A 16709-nucleotide genomic window follows, 5' to 3' on the forward strand; every position below is an offset into this window, starting at 1 on the left:
AACAAGTTCAGGAATAGAAAGGATGCCGCTTCTATCAGGGCTAGGGGATTTCGGTTCTGAATAAAATCTACTTCAAAATAACAGCGTTCTAGATTAATAATCAATGCTATTGTTTAATATTGGATTTTAAAACTATAAAATAGGATTAATGTAATTTAATTTTCTAAATTAGCTTCTTAAATAGGATTTATATAGATTTTATTTCAATTCAAATTCTTATAAAAATGACATTAGACGCCATCGATAAAAAACTGCTTTTTTTATTACAATCGGATAGTAAAAAAACGACCAAGGAACTTTCCTTAAAACTCAATCTTTCAGTTACTGCCGTTTATGAACGGATCAAAAAACTGGAAAGAGAAGGGATTATCGATAAATATGTCGTGTTAGTGAATCGTTCTAAAATCGAAAAAGGTTTTGTGGTTTTTTGTCATCTTAAATTGATACAGCATACCAAAGAGTTTCTTACGAAGTTCGAAAGTGAAGTAGTGAAACTAAAGGAAGTTTTAGAATGCCATCATGTGAGTGGTGATTACGATTATATCCTAAAAATAGTGGTAAAAGATATGGAAGCCTATCGGGAATTTTTGGTTACAAAACTGACCACATTGCAGCACATTGGAAGTACACACAGCACCTTTATGATAAGTGAAGTAAAAAACACGACTGTTGTTGATATATAGAAATAATGAAGATCTAGAAAGGCATTCATTAATATGTAATAGTAATTACTAGAAATTCATAACAAAAAACCTTCTGAATTAAACTTTAAACAAAACTTAATTCCTTAATTTTGTGCAACATTTTATAAAAACACCATAAAAAAATATACTATGAGTTCATTTGACGTAGTCATTATAGGTTCTGGACCAGGCGGATATGTATCAGCAATTCGTTGCGCACAATTGGGTTTCAAAACAGCAATTATCGAAAAGTATTCCGTTTTGGGAGGAACTTGCCTGAATGTAGGTTGTATCCCTTCAAAAGCATTGCTTGCTTCTTCTCATCATTACAGTGAAATTGCTCATTTTGCAGATCATGGAATTGAAGTTTCAGGTGAAGTAAAAGTGAATCTTGAAAAAATGATTGCGCGCAAACAAGCGGTTGTAGATCAAACTACAGGTGGTGTCCAATTTTTGATGGACAAAAATAAAATTACGGTTCTCGAAGGTTTGGGTTCATTTGTTGATGCGACGCATGTTGCTGTTACAAAAGCAGACGGAACTTCTGAAACAATCGAAGCAAAAAATATCATTATCGCTACAGGTTCTAAACCTTCTTCTTTACCATTTATCAAAATCGATAAAGAAAGAATTATTACTTCTACAGAAGCATTGAAACTACCTGAAATACCAAAACATTTGGTAATTATTGGTGGTGGAGTAATTGGAATTGAACTTGGACAAGTATATTTACGTTTGGGAGCGCAAGTTTCTGTAGTAGAATTCATGGACAGAATCATTCCAGGAATGGATGCTTCATTGTCTAAGGAATTGACTAAAGTATTGAAAAAACAAGGCATGAAATTTTACGTTTCACACAAAGTGAAGTCAGTAGAAAGAAACGGCGATATCGTTGCTGTTCAAGCTGAAAATGCAAAGGGTGAAACAATAACACTTGAAGGGAATTATGCATTGGTTTCTGTAGGTCGTCGTCCATATACTGATGGATTGCATGCCGATAAAGCAGGTGTAAAAATCTCAGACAGAGGTATGGTTGAAGTGAATGATCATTTGCAAACGAACATTCCTAATATCTATGCTATTGGAGATGTTGTACGTGGAGCAATGTTAGCGCACAAAGCAGAAGAAGAAGGAACAATGGTTGCTGAAATATTAGCCGGTCAAAAGCCACATATTGATTACAACTTGATCCCTGGTGTGGTTTACACTTGGCCAGAAGTGGCTGCTGTGGGGCAAACTGAGGAACAATTGAAAGCTGCCGGAGTAGATTATAAATCTGGAAGCTTCCCTTTCAAAGCTTTAGGTCGTGCAAGAGCAGGTGGAGATTTAGACGGATTTGTAAAAATTCTTGCTGATGCAAAAACTGATGAAGTTCTTGGAGTTCACATGATTGGTGCTCGATGTGCTGATTTAATCGCTGAAGCAGTGACTGCTATGGAATTTAAAGCTTCTGCTGAAGATATTTCAAGAATGTCTCACGCTCATCCTACATTTGCGGAAGCGATAAAAGAAGCCGCATTAGCCGCTACGGATAATAGAGCGTTGCATGTGTAGTCAGAGAATCTGAAATTAGGTAATTAAAATCTCGTTAAAATAATGAAACCCGTTCAATTGAACGGGTTTTTATTTGTTATGAGGTGAGTTTCTCTAACCTTTGGCCACAAATAAACCTTTATAATTATCCCAATGACTAAAGATTAAAAAGATGTTTCCAAAAAACACAAATAATGCAATTGGTAAGTTCTCTGGTGTTAAGAAAAAATTAATTAATAAAATATTTAAAGTAACCGGTAAAATGATAAGATTAGCTAAGGTTACATAGCGTCCAGTAATAAATGAAACTCCACACAGGAATTCCAAAGATTTTGCTAAAGGCATCAAATAGGTAGAGGCCATTAAACCGACATTAAATGCTTTGAAATTCCCAGTCGTTTCAGCCTCAGGGGATAGATGTAAAAAAAAACTAATTGAGGTATAAAGGAAAAGCAGCCCAAGTAATGATCTAACAATGATGATTGCAATTTTCATGATATATGGTTTTATTGGTTACACATTAAAATATACTATTGTCACTAAACACTTTCATTCCTATGAAAAACGCACCATTTGAATGCGCCTAGATCAGTAATAGTATGCCTTTGATCAATCCTATATATTACCGTTTCCTATAAATTGTACCACTACTAGTCAATTGCGTTTTTAATCATTTCATCTACCTTTTCTTTGCTTTAAGCACCTATGGCAAGCACGACTTCCCTTTTTTACGGATATTAGTATTGTATTAAATATCAATCTACTCTAACAAATTTACAAAAAAACAAGCTAATTTTTACAGTAATCTCTTATCGAAGGGTTTTTTTTATTGTAATTTTGAATTTTAAAGATAAATAATTTTTGAGAACATCAATTCACAAGTATATTTCGGAGCCAAAGTTGTTTAAACAACAGCTTTTATTTTGGGGACAACAATTCCGTGAAATCATTTTTATGGATAGCAATGAGTATCCGCAACAGTATTCCAGCTATGATTGTATTCTCGCCGTTGATGCTTTTACTTCCATAAAAACCGACTATCACAACGCTTTTGAAGATTTAAATCAATACCAGCAAATTACTAAGGATTGGCTTTTTGGCTATTTATCTTTCGATTTAAAAAACAATGTGGAGCATTTAAAATCCAATAATTTTGATGGTTTAGATTTTCCTGATTTGTTTTTCTTTCAACCCAAAAAAATATTTTTGTTGAAAGGAAATGAACTCGAAATTCAGTATCTCAATATGTGTGATGATGAAATAGAGGAGGATTTAGAAGAAATAAATGTTCAGTCTTTAGTCTTCAATGTTCAGGACTCGCAATTAAAAATTCAGCAACGAATTTCTAGAGAAAATTATCTTGATAAAGCAGCCAAAATATTGGAACATATCCATCAGGGTGATATTTATGAGGTTAATTTTTGTATGGAATTTTTTGCCGAAAATGCCGTTATCAATCCACTAGAAAAATTCGGAAAAATCAACGAAATTTCACAGCCTCCGTTTGCTATTTATTTTAAAAACAACAAACATTTTTTACTTTCAGCCTCACCGGAACGTTATTTAAGGAAAGAAGGAGAATTGCTAATTTCGCAACCTATTAAAGGTACGACGAAGCGATTTTTGGATGCAATAGAAGATGAAAAATCAAGAAATCAATTGGCTTTGGACCCAAAAGAACGTGCCGAAAATATTATGATTACTGATTTAGTTCGTAATGATTTGTCCAGAACGGCTCAAAAAGGTTCTGTTGAAGTAGCTGAATTATGTGCCATTTATTCTTTTATGCAAGTGCACCAAATGATTTCCACCGTTACTTCAAAATTAGACAGCCAATACTCCGCTATAGACGCTATAAAAACTACTTTTCCTATGGGAAGTATGACTGGAGCGCCAAAAATTTCGGCATTGAAAATCATTGAAGAATTGGAAGAAACAAAACGCGGTTTGTATAGTGGCGCCGTAGGTTATTTTACACCAAATTGCGACTTTGATTTCAACGTTGTGATCCGAAGTATTTTATACAATGAAGAAAAGAAATACGTTTCGTTTTCAGTAGGAAGTGCTATAACATCACAATCAATTCCTGAAAAGGAGTATGAGGAATGTTTGCTCAAAGCCAAAGCAATGCTTGAAGTTTTAAGTTAAATTGGAATGAATTAATTACTTTTGAAAATGATTAAAAAATTAGAAAATCATCTTAACTATAATTTCCAGTTTTTAAACGGAAAAAAGTTGCTTCTTGCCACAAGCGGAGGCTTGGACAGTATGGTTATGGTGCATTTGTTCCATACGTTAAATTATCAAATTGCCATTTCGCATTGTAATTTTCAGCTTCGAGAAATGGAAAGTTTTGAAGATCAGAACTTTGTTCAGGAATATGCGAATGCGAATACTATTCCTCTTTTTCTCACACAATTTGATACCAAAGCTTTTGCCGAAGACTATAAATTATCTACGCAAGTTGCCGCTCGCGAATTGCGATACAACTGGTTTTATGAGCTTTTGGAAAAAGAAAATTACGACTATATTCTGACTGCACATCACGCTGATGATAACTTAGAAACCTTTCTCATTAATCTTAGTCGAGGTACTGGATTAGAAGGGTTGACTGGAATTCCGGAGCAAAATGAAAATATAATTCGGCCACTTTTACAGTTTTCAAGACAAGAAATTGAAAATTATGCAAAAGAAAATAATATACAATGGAGAGAAGACAGCAGCAATGCTTCCGATAAATATTTGAGAAATAAAATCCGGCATCATTTAGTTCCGATGTTAAAGGAGTTAAATCCAAATTTTATCACCTCCTTTCAAAAGACGCAAGTTTATTTGCAGGAAGCAAAAGACATGGTTGAAGACGCATCAATAATGGTTTATCAGCAAGTCGCAAAGCAAGAAGGGGACGACATTCATTTTGATTTGAAGAAACTGAAGAAATTACCCAATTACAAATCGTATTTGTATCAATGGCTCAATGAATTTGGATTTGCGGCCTGGGAAGATATTTATGATTTGGTCGAAAGCCAATCGGGTAAACAGGTTTTTTCTTCCGAGTTTCGATTATTAAAAGACAGGGATTCCCTAATCCTAAGTCCGATAAATTTCGTAGATAAAGAGGAAGAATATTCAATTGATGAAAATCAGCAGGAAGTTAAGATTCCCTTAAATCTTTCATTTTGTAAAGTAGCCGACATAAGTTTAGTTTCAAATACAACTATATTTGTTGATGTGGATAAATTGCAATTTCCCTTGGTTCTAAGACATTGGAATGAAGGAGCTGTTTTTCAGCCTTTTGGGATGGAAGGCAAAACTAAGAAAGTGAGTAAACTCTTTAAAGACGAAAAATTGTCATTGATCGATAAAGAAAATACGTGGCTTTTATATTCCAATAACCAAATAGTTTGGGTAATTGGAATTCGTCAGGATGAACGTTTTAGAATAAAAAATACAACAAAAAATATACTTAAAATACAATTAGACTAATGAGGAAGATTATCTTTTTACTACTTATTTTTTTGGCTTTCGCCAAAGGAAATGCACAAATTCTCGATCCTGCTAAATGGACGACCAAAATTGAGAAAAAATCGGAGAATACTTATGTGTTAACCTTTAATGCCGTTATTGAAAAAGACTGGCATATGTATTCTCAATTTACACCAGATGGAGGACCGCTGGCATTAGAAGTTATTTTCAAAAATCAAAGAGGGAATTTTAATTTAGTTGGCAAAGCTAAAGAAAGCAAAACTACCACCGCTTTTAATGATGTTTTTGGGGTGAATGAAACTTATTTCCACGATAAGGCCCAAATTCAACAACAAGTTACCATCACAAATCCAAAGCTTACTACAATCGAAGTCGATTTGAATTATCAGGTCTGTAAAGAGGCGTGCATTAATTTAGAAAAAAAATTCACTTTTGTGATTCCCTCGCCTTCAAAAACAGCGGTTGATGCTTCTAAAAATGCTGCAGCTGTTATAGATACTGTAAAATCAGATTCAACAGTTGTAAAAACCGAAGTCGAAAAAGCGACCGTTATTCCTGCAAAAGTAAGTATTCCGGATGCTAATCCGGTAAGTAAAAGAGGGCTGTGGTCTATATTTTTCATCGCTTTTTTCTCAGGATTTGCAGCTTTACTTACGCCTTGTGTCTTTCCGATGATTCCCATGACGGTAAGTTTTTTTACCAAACAAAGTAAATCTAGGGCCAAAGGGATTAAAAATGCCCTTATTTATGGCGTTTCAATTATACTAATTTATGTAGTACTAGGGTTTTTAGTGACCTGGATTTTTGGTGCCGGTGCATTAAATGCGTTGTCTACCAATGTTTGGTTCAATGTCATTTTCTTCCTTTTATTGATTGTTTTTGCCTTCTCATTTCTTGGAGCATTCGAAATTATGCTGCCGCAATCTTGGGCTAATAAAGTAGACAGCCAGGCAGATAGGGGAGGAATAGTTGGAATTTTATTTATGGCATTGGCACTTGCAATTGTATCGTTCTCTTGTACTGGACCTATTGTAGGGACATTATTGGTTGAAGCCGCTTCCAAAGGTGGTATAGCTCCAATTATAGGAATGTTTGGTTTTTCATTGGCATTAGCATTGCCATTCATGCTGTTTGCCATGTTCCCGGGTTGGTTACATTCGTTGCCAAAATCAGGCGGATGGCTTAACACGGTTAAAGTTGTGTTGGGTTTTCTTGAATTGGCTTTGGCTTTCAAATTTTTGTCGAATGCTGATTTAGTTTTGCAATTGCATTTATTAGAAAGAGAAGTTTTCCTAGCCATTTGGATTGCTATTTTTGGAGTTTTAGCCTTTTATTTATTCGGAAAAATTACTTTGCCGCACGATAGTCCTTTACCTCATATTTCTGTTGGTAGATTATCTTTTGGACTAGTTGTTTTAATGTTTACCATTTATTTAATTCCTGGACTATGGGGAGCACCGCTAAAATTAATCAATGCTTTTCCGCCACCAATGGAATATAGCGAAAGTCCAATGGGTTTTGGAGCTTCGGAAGTAACGGAATCGGCGGCTGTTTTGCCAGATGGAGCCAAAAGTGGACCACACGGTCTGGTCGTTTTTGATGATTATGAAAAAGGTCTGGCTTATGCCAAAACGGTAAATAAACCCATAATGCTAGATTTTACGGGTTATGCCTGTGTGAATTGTAGAAAAATGGAAAACAATGTTTGGTCTGATGCTCGTGTATTATCCCAATTGAAAAATGAAGTAGTTTTAATTTCGTTGTACGTAGATGATAAACGGGAATTGCCGAAAGAAGAACAATCTGTTTCTAAAACAACAGGAGCCGAAATCACAACAACAGGGGATAAGTGGACTGATTTCATGATTTCGAAATATAAAACAAATACTCAGCCTTTGTATGTGTTAACAGATTTGCAAGGTAAAAGTTTAAATGAAGACAAACCCACAATCAGTTATGTAGGAGTGGAGGAGTATGCAAGTTGGTTAAAAACCGGAATTTCCAAATTCAAAAAATAGAATCTCAAAGTATTTTTTAATATTCAAAACCTGTTCAATTCTTTGGGCAGGTTTTTTTTTGTTCTTTATTTAAATTTCAAAAAGGTACCACATCTCCGTATTTATTGTGGCAACAACGATTTAATAAAAACCACAAAAATTTTCATTAAATCGCAGTTAAGATGATTGTTCTTTTTCTCATGGCTGCTTGATTTAGACTTTGAAAACACAGTTATTTTTTTAGATAAAAAAACAGATCAAAGACCCGGAGTTACAAAGACATTCTATAGTTGCGCGTTGTCGAATTTGTTAGATATATTCTAAATTATTTTCCAATAAATTCAAAATGCAATGGTGTTATTTTGTTCGTTTTTACGGCCTTATTCCGTGCCGACACTTTATAAATGACTCTGCTTTAAAGTGTTAATTTCAAAAATAAGCAGTTCATCTTTGAGTTGAAAAAATAGTCTTGTAGCAATTTTTCAAATAATTGTATCGAAATAAAGGAGCAGAAGTTGATATATTCCGGTTTGCTTTTTCTTTTTATTGTTCCAAAAAACACAAAACAGGTAGTTGGTAGTTTTTTTAAATACTTTCATCGAAAACATTAAAAAAATGTTAATTGTATCTAAAAAATACAATAGCTTAGTAATCCGTTTGATAAAAATTAGATGGATTAAATGCTTTTTAACCTACAAAAAAAGCAATTTTTGAAACAAAAACTGTTACAAAATTCCAAATAAATAAGATAGATAGCCCCATTCTATTGATTTATTTTTTCACGATGTAAGCATACCGCGGTCATTATTTTATAATTTTTTAAGCAATCAATATGAAAACATTTCTACCCAAATCTGGATTACTGACTCTTGTTTTTTTAATTACGAATTTGTTTTTTGCAAGTGTGGCTTTTGGGCAGGCAACTGTATCAACTGATTTACTGGATTATCCGCCGGGGTCAACGGCTATTATTACGGGTTCTGGATTTCAGGCAGGTGAAACAGTTATTTTACTTGTAGAACATGTTGGGGAAGAACCTATGGGAACTGATCCACAGTATCACCAACCCTGGATAGTTGTTGCTAATAGTATTGGAAATATTGCAACTTCATGGTATGTTCCAACCGTTGAAGAAGGTGATGCTCTAGGAGCAACTTTTCTTTTAACTGCTGATGGGATGACTTCATTATTGCATGCAGAGGCAACGTTTACGGATGCGAATTACACATTTAATGCAACAGGTCTAACCGGCACTCCTCCTATCATAGTCGCATATAGGGTCTATACAACTTCGACTGGTCCAACTGGAATTTTTCTTACTAATACATTTAATTATCCTGGTCCCTCTACTTCAATAGCGGCAAGTAGTAGTCAAACTATTGAGTACAGCTACAGCAGCGTAACCATTTCTGGGCTCGTCTATAACGCCCCTGGCGGTACTCAAGTGGGTGCCAATGGAAATGGGGGTAATACTATAACATCTGCATATTGCACCGTACCGATAATTAGTTCACAGCCAACCAGCTCGTCTGTAACTTATGGTACAAATGCAACATTTTCAGTAGTAACAACGGGTAGTTCGCCATTTACTTACCAATGGCAGGAATTCATTTCTTCTTGGAATCCAATTACCAATGTTGGAATTTATTCAAATGCGACAACCTCTACATTAACATTAGCGACGCCAAGTGTCAGTATAAGTGGTAGAAAGTATCGTTGTATTATTACGAATGGATGTGGAAATGTAACTACTGATGGAAATGCTACAGTTAATATAATTAAAGCCAACCAAACCATCAGTTGGGCAACTCCTGCAGCCATTACTTACGGCACACTATTGAGTGCAACACAATTGAATGCAACTGCTCAAGGTACATTAACATATACACCGGCATCAGGTACTTTATTGAATGCAGGATCAAACCAGGTTTTAAGCGTAAGTGCATCAGCAACTGCAAATCATGAAGCAGCCGGCCCAACAACGGTTTTAATTAATGTGAATAAAGCCAACCAGACCATTACTTGGGCAAATCCAACCGCTATTAGTTATGGTACTTTATTGAGTGCAACACAATTGAATGCAACGGTTGCAGGTTCTGCTACAGCAGGAGCTTCAGCTCCCGGCGCATTAACGTATACACCAGCTTCAGTAACTTTATTAAATGCAGGAAGCCAGACCTTACAGGTAGATGCAGCACTAACTTCAAACTATAATGCTGCGACGAAACAAGTAACACTTATAGTGAATAAAGCGAACCAAATCATTAGCTGGTCAAACCCGCTAGACATAACGTATGGCACGGCATTGAGTTCAACACAATTGAACGCAACAGTAGCTGGAGTAGCAGGCGGATCAGCACCTGGTGCATTAACCTATTCTCCACTATCAGGTACTATATTAAATGCAGGATTAAATCAAACTTTAAGTGTAAGTGCAACGTTGACTCCAGACTATAATGCAGCTGGTCCTACAACTGCACAAATCAATGTAAATAAAGCAAATCAAAGCATCACACTAGGTAATTTAACCCAAAGCTATGATGGTACTGCTAAACCAGTCACTGCCACCACTTCTCCAATAGGAGGATTGAATGTGGTATCCATTACTTACAATGGCTCTGCAACACTTCCTATTAACGCAGGCTCTTATGCTGTAGTGGCAACATTGACTAATGGAAATTATCAAGCAGTAAATGCCACAGGAACATTGGTCATCAACAAGGCGACACCAACATTCACCAATCTTTCGGGCAGCCAAAGTATTACCTTTGGAACTTCATCTGTTTCTTTAGCCGGAACTATAAATGGAAGCACGGAACCAACAGGTACAATCACGGCAACTATTAATGGAGCAGCACAGAATACAACAAGAGGCACGGGTTCAAATACTGCTAATTTCAGCTTTAATTATCCTACTGCTTCACTAGGTGTTGCATCTTCTCCATATACAATTAGTTATTCTTATCCGGGTGATACTAACTTTGAAGCCATTACGGATGTTACAAAAACAGTAACTGTAAATAAAGCTACAGCTACTATTTCTCTAAGCAATTTAAGTCAAATCTATAATGGTACTCCTAAATCGGCAACAGCAACAACCTCTCCAAGCTTACTCACAGTAGTTTCCATTACTTACGATGGTTCAGCAACACCTCCAACTAATGCAGGTTCTTATGCAGTAATAGCTTCGTTAAATAATGCCAATTACCAGGCAACAAATGCAACAGGGACATTAGTAATTGCAAAAGCGACAGCTACCTTAACATTGGATACTGCCACGCTTAATCAAACATATGACGGATCTGCTAAGGTGGTAACTGCTACTACAAACCCTTCTGGGCTTGGTGCTATATCGTTAACATACAACGGATTGCCAGCTCCTCCAACTAATGCAGGTAGTTATCCAATAGTTGCCTCTTTAACCAATGCTAACTATCAGGCAACAAATACCACAGGTACATTGTTAGTTTCAAAAGCAACACCAGCTTTTTCTAATCTTACAGCCAGCCAAAGTATTAGTTATGGTACTTCATTAATTACTTTATCAGGTAAGATTACTGCAGGAACTTTGATTCCTACCGGATCGGTAAGTGTAACGGTAGATGGTACAGGTCAAACAGGAACGATAAACTCTTCAGATGGCACATTTAGCTTAATTGTAAATACTTCTTCAATTACTGCTTCTGCCACTCCTTATAGTATTAATTATAATTATACAGCTACTGTTAATTTCAGTGCAAAATTAGATAACTCAACTTCTCTTACTGTAAATAAAGCCAGTGCTACTATCACTTTAGGAAGTCTGTCGCAAACGTATGATGGTACTGCTAAAGCTGCTACGGCGACTACTAGTCCTACCGGATTGAATACAGTAAATATTTCTTATAGCCAAAGTGGTTCAGCAGTAATATCTCCTACCAATGCAGGTAATTATGATGTGACAGGCACTTTAACCAATACTAATTATACGGCTTCCACTGCTACAGGGACTTTGATAATTAATAAAGCTACACCGAGTTTCTCTGCTATTACTGCAAGCCAAAGCATCACTTATGCTACAAGTGCTATAACTCTAAGCGGAAAAATAAGTGCTGGTTCTTCAATACCGACTGGTTCAATAATTATTTCAATTAATGGGGTATCATCTTCTGTAGCAATTAAGCAAACAGGCGGGTCAAACGTTGTGGGAACATTCAATTTAATTTTTAACACCTCTTTAATCAATGCCAGTGCTATTCCGTATATCATTAAGTACGAATATAATGGTGACAATAACTTTGGTTTAATTCAAGATATTTCAACAGCGGTGACTGTAAATAAAGCCGCAGCAGTTATAACTGTTAATCCTTACAGTGTTACTTATGATAGTTTAGCTCATACTTCTACATTTACAGCGGTTGGAGTAGAAACTATTCCAGTAGACCTTACCGGATTGATCACAGTTACCGGAACCATGCATACCAATGCAGCGACCTATAATGGCGATGCTTGGAGTTTTGCAGGAAACACCAACTACGCTGCAACCAGCGGAACGGTAAATAATGCAATCGGAAAAGCCACAACAGTAACTGCCGTTACTATCGCTGCGGGTCCATTTGCTTACACAGGTGTTGCACTAATACCTGCAACAGTAACAGTAACAGGTCCTGGTTCATTAAGCCTTACACCGACTGCGAATTATGTAAACAACACCAATGCAGGAGTAGCGACAGCTTCTTATAAATATGCAGGAGATGATAACTACTTAACATCAACTGACAGCAAGAACTTTACGATTGGTAAAGCAGCGACTATTACCACGGTAACAGTACCTGCAGGTCCTTACGCTTACACAGGTGTTGCACAAACACCTGCAACAGTAACAGTAACAGGACCTGGTTCATTAAGCCTTACACCGACTGCGAATTATGTAAACAACACTAATGCAGGAGTAGCGACAGCTTCTTATACATATGCAGGAGATGATAACTACTTAACATCAACTGACAGTAAGAACTTTACGATTGGTAAAGCAGCGACTATTACCACGGTAACAGTACCTGCGGGTCCATTTGCTTACACAGGTGTTGCACAAATACCTGCAACAGTAACAGTAACAGGTCCTGGTTCATTAAGCCTTACACCGACTGCGAATTATGTAAACAACACCAATGCAGGAGCAGCGACAGCTTCTTATACATATGCAGGAGATGATAACTACTTAACATCAACTGACAGTAAGAACTTTACGATTGGTAAAGCAGCGACTATTACCACGGTAACAGTACCTGCAGGTCCTTACGCTTACACAGGTGTTGCACAAACACCTGCAACAGTAACAGTAACAGGACCTGGTTCATTAAGCCTTACACCGACTGCGAATTATGTAAACAACACTAATGCAGGAGTAGCGACAGCTTCTTATACATATGCAGGAGATGATAACTACTTAACATCAACTGACAGCAAGAACTTTACGATTGGTAAAGCAGCGACTATTACCACGGTAACAGTACCTGCGGGTCCATTTGCTTACACAGGTGTTGCACAAACACCTGCAACAGTAACAGTAACAGGTCCTGGTTCATTAAGCCTTACACCGACTGCGAATTATTTAAACAACACCAATGCGGGAGTAGCGACAGCTTCTTACACATATGCAGGAGATGATAACTACTTAACATCAACTGACAGCAAGAACTTTACGATTGGTAAAGCAGCGACTATTACCACGGTAACAGTACCTGCGGGTCCTTACGCTTACACAGGTGTTGCACAAATACCTGCAACAGTAACAGTAACAGGTCCTGGTTCATTAAGCCTTACACCGACTGCGAATTATGTAAACAACACCAATGCAGGAGCAGCGACAGCTTCTTATACATATGCAGGAGATGATAACTACTTAACATCAACTGACAGTAAGAACTTTACGATTGGTAAAGCAGCGACTATTACCACGGTAACTGTACCTGCGGGTCCATTTGCTTACACAGGTGTTGCACAAATACCTGCAACAGTAACAGTAACAGGTCCTGGTTCATTAAGCCTTACACCGACTGCGAATTATGTAAACAACACCAATGCGGGAGTAGCGACAGCTTCTTACACATATGCAGGAGATGATAACTACTTAACATCAACTGACAGCAAGAACTTTACGATTGGTAAAGCAGCGACTATTACCACGGTAACAGTACCTGCGGGTCCATTTGCTTACACAGGTGTTGCACAAATACCTGCAACAGTAACAGTAACAGGTCCTGGTTCATTAAGCCTTACACCGACTTCGAATTATGTAAACAACACCAATGCGGGAGTAGCGACAGCTTCTCATACATATGCAGGAGATGATAACTACTTAACATCAACTGACAGCAAGAACTTTACGATTGGTAAAGCAGCGACTATTACCACGGTAACAGTACCTGCGGGTCCATTTGCTTACACAGGTGTTGCACAAATACCTGTAACAGTAACAGTAACAGGTCCTGGTTCATTAAGCCTTACACCGACTGCGAATTATGTAAACAACACCAATGCAGGAGTAGCGACAGCTTCTTATACATATGCAGGAGATGATAACTACTTAACATCAACTGACAGCAGGAACTTTACGATTGGAAAGAAAACTGCTTCTGTAACACCGTCAGCAGGTCAGACTAAAGTATACGGATCAGTAGATCCTAAACTGACAGGTTCCACCAGTGGCTTTGTGTCCACTGATAATGTAGTGGCAACATATAGCAGATTAGCGGGTGAGACTGTAGTTGGATCACCATATGCTATCAGTGCGGTACTTACTCCTGCTGTAGTATTAAATAACTATACTATTACTTACAACACTGCGAACTTCGCCATTACGCCACTTGCAGTAACGGTAACAGCAAATTCAGGTCAGAGCAAAGTATATGGTTCGGTAAATCCTGCGGCTTACACATACACTTCAGCCCCTGCAGTAGGATCAGCATTGGCTAATGGCGAATCGATCAGCTTTACAGGAGCGTTGTCAAGAGTATCCGGTGAGAATGTTGGTAGCTATGCAATCACACAAGGAGCACTAGATAATACAAACTACAGTATTTCCTATATTGGTTCCAACTTCTTAATTACACAAAGACCAATTACAATTACAGTAAATAGTGGTCAGACCAAAACCTATGGTACCCTTGATCCATTGCCATTTACGTATGTTGTTGGAGGAAGTGGATTAGCAGCCAGTGATGAGTTTACTGGAGCTTTGACAAGGGTTACTGGAGAGACAGTTCTGGGAAGTCCCTATGCAATTAGCCAGGGTAGTTTCACTATTCGCAACAGCACAACTCTGTCATCAGCCTATAGTAATTATAACCCAACAGTTATTGGTGCAAACTTTACCATTACTCAGGCATCTAATACACTCACCCTAACCCTGAGTGGTTCACAAGTACGCTATATGGATAATGTTACCTTTACAGCGATAATTAAACCACTGAATACGGCAACTCCGCTTACCGGTACAGTTACATTTACTATTGGAGGCATTAACTATCCAGCGTTAACAAATGCTACTGTAGTGCCGATCCCTGGTTCAATTGATGGTTCAGTACAGGCGATGGTGATCATGCAATTGCCGGCAGCAGTAATGCCAAGTACAACAGCATATGATGTAAAGGCTACTTTTACAAGTACCAATTCAAATTATGCATCAGGTGCTAATCAAACCAAAACAATTCGGGTAGACGCAAGAAACGCAAGTCCTTATAATGCATCCGGATTCTATACAGGCACTGGTTTTGCCTGGACAACAGGGCCTAGTACCAGCACTGCAACTGTTACGCTATCTGCAGTTATTAAAGACCTTAATAGTCCATCTGGTGATGTCCGTGGTTCTAAAGTTTCTTTCTTTCTTCTAAGCGGGGGCACGCTAACACCTATTTCAAGTGCACAAAACCTGCCTGTAGGGTTAATTGATGTTACAGATGGTAGTGTTGGTGCAGCAAGTGCAATTGCCCAGTTAAATATTGGTTCATTAAATTCCCAAAGCTTCCAGATAGCTGTAAAAGTTACAGGAGCCTATACCAATAATCCATACGATGCGCTTTCTCAGTCAATTGTTACGGTTTCAAAACCAGTGACCGGAGGGTTTATTACAGGTGGTAGCAGCCTTAAGAATCAAAACTCATCAGGATATATTAAGGGCGCTAGTGGTATAAATACGGATTACCAATTTGATATTCAGTACAATAGTTCAGGGACCAATCCAAAAGGAAAAGTGAATATCATGGTTCGCAGTTATTATGATAGGACGGGAATCCTTGATTCTAAATTGCATACCTATTTTATCCGGACAAATGCCATTGCTTTGTTGGCCGTTAGTAATCCTTTAGCAACAGGTACCTTCAGTGCTAAGGCAAATATGGAAGAACAACTTATTGATGGCACCATGGTCTCTGTAGAAAGCGGGGCTACCTTCGAAATGGTAGCATTTCAAAATGCTTGTAACCAACAAATTGCCATTACCTATTACAGAAAAGCAGGTGGAATCTGGTTCTCTAGCAATTGGAATGCGATAACAGCAAAGACTGCACTACAAGCTGTGAATACAGGTAGCAGTGTCTATGTTTCAGGTGGAGGAACAAGTACAACACCAACAACCTCTGCTAGAGGTGGCGAAATGGTAGCGTCAGTTGAGACAACTGCTGTAAAAAGTCCTGTTGTAACAGTAGAGAAAGAACTATCTGAGCTTGAACCATTCAGTATCACTGCATATCCAAACCCATCAGCTCACTATTTTAGTATTGAAGGCAGAGGGGGTTCCACTGAAAAAACGGAAGTGTTTGTATTTGATATGCTTGGAAGAATGGTGAAACACATTGCTACTAATGATGGTCAAGAAATCAAGTTTGGAGAAGAATTACCATCAGGATCTTATATTGCAATAGTCAGCCAAGGTAGTAACCAAAAAACGCTCAGACTTATAAAACAGTAATAGTTATTTTACAAACAAATTTTAAACCAACTCCATTTCAATTTTTATTGGGATGGGGTT

General features: G+C 37.4%; 7 protein-coding genes. 6 read left to right on the plus strand and 1 reads right to left on the minus strand.

Translation table 11 applies throughout. The features are described from left to right. Nucleotides 1-224: 224 nt before the first annotated feature. Nucleotides 225-683, plus strand: a complete 459-nt coding sequence (locus ACFX5E_RS03230) for an Lrp/AsnC family transcriptional regulator (protein WP_379853729.1) — start codon at nt 225-227, stop codon at nt 681-683. Nucleotides 684-833: 150 nt separating this feature from the next. Next, nucleotides 834-2237, plus strand: a complete 1404-nt coding sequence (lpdA, locus tag ACFX5E_RS03235) for a dihydrolipoyl dehydrogenase (RefSeq protein WP_379853730.1) — start codon at nt 834-836, stop codon at nt 2235-2237. Between the two features lie 93 nt (nt 2238-2330). On the opposite strand, the gene ACFX5E_RS03240 is transcribed toward lpdA, so the two are convergent. Continuing rightward, nucleotides 2331-2711, minus strand: a complete 381-nt coding sequence (locus tag ACFX5E_RS03240) for a DoxX family membrane protein (RefSeq protein ID WP_379853731.1) — start codon at nt 2709-2711, stop codon at nt 2331-2333. Between the two features lie 366 nt (nt 2712-3077). Between ACFX5E_RS03240 and ACFX5E_RS03245 the strand changes: the two genes are divergently transcribed. From ACFX5E_RS03245 to ACFX5E_RS03260, 4 genes are all read left to right on the plus strand, one after another. After that, entirely contained in the window at nt 3078-4364 is a 1287-nt protein-coding gene (locus ACFX5E_RS03245; protein ID WP_379853732.1) for an anthranilate synthase component I family protein, read from the plus strand. A 27-nt stretch (nt 4365-4391) separates the two neighbouring features. Further along, nucleotides 4392-5702 carry a tRNA lysidine(34) synthetase TilS gene (gene tilS / locus ACFX5E_RS03250; RefSeq protein WP_379853733.1) on the plus strand — a complete coding sequence of 437 codons (1311 nt, stop codon included), beginning with the start codon at nt 4392-4394 and terminating at the stop codon, nt 5700-5702. Further along, complete coding sequence (locus ACFX5E_RS03255; RefSeq protein ID WP_379853734.1) at nt 5702-7720, plus strand: protein-disulfide reductase DsbD family protein; 2019 nt, start codon at nt 5702-5704, stop codon at nt 7718-7720. Before tilS ends, ACFX5E_RS03255 begins: the two co-directional genes overlap by 1 nt. An 811-nt stretch (nt 7721-8531) precedes the next feature. Then, the gene (locus ACFX5E_RS03260; RefSeq protein ID WP_379853735.1) at nt 8532-16649 is read left to right on the plus strand and encodes an MBG domain-containing protein; all 8118 of its coding nucleotides are present in this window, start codon (nt 8532-8534) and stop codon (nt 16647-16649) included. The last annotated feature ends 60 nt before the right edge of the window (nt 16650-16709 follow it).

This window comes from Flavobacterium xylosi (genome assembly GCF_042787345.1).
Lineage (GTDB): Bacteria > Bacteroidota > Bacteroidia > Flavobacteriales > Flavobacteriaceae > Flavobacterium > Flavobacterium xylosi.